Consider the following 1,740-nt stretch of genomic DNA (forward strand, 5'->3'; position numbering starts at 1 on the left):
ACCTCTGTAGGGGCGGCAATGCACTAAAGTTAGTCTTTAACACTATTTTTTTCAGAAACATTAGCAATACGTTGCTCTCCTCCTATTTCTGTGGTGTAGTAGGCTTCACACACAATATGGTAGAGAGAGTCTAAATCAGCAACTTTACAGATAAGCAATTTGTTATCTTTAAGTATTTGAGGCCGATATTTTTGAGCGTATTTTAAGTAGGCATTCCGTTTTGTTGGATCGCCATTCTTTTTAAAAATCTCCAAGTTCCCGTTTTGCAATAAAAAATCGATTCTAGCCAGTCTTGTTTTTGGTAGAGTAGGTTGGATTTTGTCTAAGTCTAAATCTAGGTGCAAATATTGGTAATCAGAGTTCTTAATAGCTCTAAGTCCTTGTCTAAGATCTTGAACTTTTTTTTCAAAAAAGTGTGGCAATATGCGCTCCAAATCCTTAATATCTTTAAAATAAAGCTTCTCATCTTTTCGACTCCAATAAGCATCTATTTGTTCGCGAATCAAAATGACTGCTCCATTTTCAATGCATGGTTGGTTGCCTAAAAGAACAAAACCTTTCTTGATGACAGCACCCCGTCTAATTGCCTGGAAGTACAATTTAACATTATCCCCTTCTTCTGTGCGCACAAACAGCACTTTAGACTGGTTTTTTCGATTGCTATCATTCTCTTCCAATACATTTAGGTCAATCGTATTGAGACTAGAAGTGTCGCCACCTATCACAAGCTCAAGATGATAGTCTTCAAGCATTTTCAAGGGAGCTTGGATATAAAACGTCTCCTTTTTTTCTAAATTTCTCCCATGCTCTTTGCGATAGTCTTTCTTTTGGCAATTCTCATATGTTTTAAGATCCCATGTGTCTTCTAAAGATATATTGCCAACACGATAGTTTGTCCCTCCTATGTGGCAATAGAGTATAGACATTGTTATTTCACTCCTTTATCAAGAAAAACAAATTCATCAAGACCAATGAGCTTTGGATACTGCTTTTCTATTTTGAGCTTTCTTTTTGAGATCAAAAACACTTTGTATTTTGCATACTTTGAGGAGTTGCCGGTGATTTGACTAGGGTCAATAGAAATCTCGTAAAAATGATATTTAAAAAACAAAAGATAGGGGTTAAAATAGGAAAATTTCCCCTTGAGGATTAAAAGATAAATAAGCACAAACACCACAATAAATAGGGTGCAATTTTCAAGGCTAACCGCAATGACAAAATAGGCAATGTAGATAGGGATGTATTTAGGTTCAGCCACCTCCACCATCTCCACAGCGCGCATTGCATCCTCGGGAGGCATGTATCTTGCAACAAGGTATACGTAAAGTCAAGATAATAGGGCAAAAACTCCACATACAACCACAACACCAAAAAGATTAAGAAAGGTGTAATGAGCGTGGTACTTGTGCAAATAAAAAATCGCCCCTGCAGGCGTGAGCGCAAGTCCCACATAGATAAAATAGAAAAAATCCAAAAAGGTCCTCACACCCAAACTCCCTTGAGGCGCACCAAACTGAATTTTTTAGATTCTAAGATATAAAAGCAAATACTAAGATTGTTTTTTGTACGCATCTTAAGAAAAACAAGGACATACAATCCTCCAAGCGATAGAGGGCAAGGATGCATGGTCCCCATAAATCCAAAACAATACACTAAAATCCCTCCCATGTTCAACAAAAACATTTTTCTCTTGCTCTTAGGGCAGGCTCTGAGCTGGTCGGTGGTTTCTCTGCTCACCTT

The 1,740-nt window shown here is 37.5% G+C and carries 3 protein-coding genes; all 3 read right to left on the reverse strand.

Going from position 1 to position 1,740, the window contains the following annotated elements; genetic code table 11:
- Nucleotides 1-29: 29 nt before the first annotated feature.
- From C6G87_RS07115 to C6G87_RS08520, 3 genes are read right to left on the reverse strand one after another with little or no spacing between them, the layout of a single operon-like run.
- Nucleotides 30-926 (reverse strand): hypothetical protein, encoded by an 897-nt coding sequence (locus C6G87_RS07115; protein WP_104752824.1) that lies wholly within the window; start codon nt 924-926, stop codon nt 30-32.
- Between the two features lie 2 nt (nt 927-928).
- Nucleotides 929-1,282 (reverse strand): hypothetical protein, encoded by a 354-nt coding sequence (locus C6G87_RS07120; RefSeq protein WP_104752825.1) that lies wholly within the window; start codon nt 1,280-1,282, stop codon nt 929-931.
- Between the two features lie 45 nt (nt 1,283-1,327).
- On the reverse strand, nt 1,328-1,474 hold the full coding sequence (locus C6G87_RS08520) for a hypothetical protein (RefSeq protein WP_158653128.1): 147 nt from the start codon (nt 1,472-1,474) through the stop codon (nt 1,328-1,330).
- Nucleotides 1,475-1,740 lie beyond the last annotated feature (266 nt).

Origin of the sequence: Helicobacter baculiformis (assembly GCF_900197685.1) — a bacterium.
GTDB lineage: Bacteria > Campylobacterota > Campylobacteria > Campylobacterales > Helicobacteraceae > Helicobacter > Helicobacter baculiformis.

Excerpts from the sequence above, each read along its gene's own strand:
- C6G87_RS07115 (WP_104752824.1), bottom strand. The coding sequence starts at position 926 with ATGTCTATACTCTATTGCCACATAGGAGGGACAAACTATCGTGTTGGC.
- C6G87_RS07120 (WP_104752825.1), bottom strand. The coding sequence starts at position 1,282 with ATGCGCGCTGTGGAGATGGTGGAGGTGGCTGAACCTAAATACATCCCT.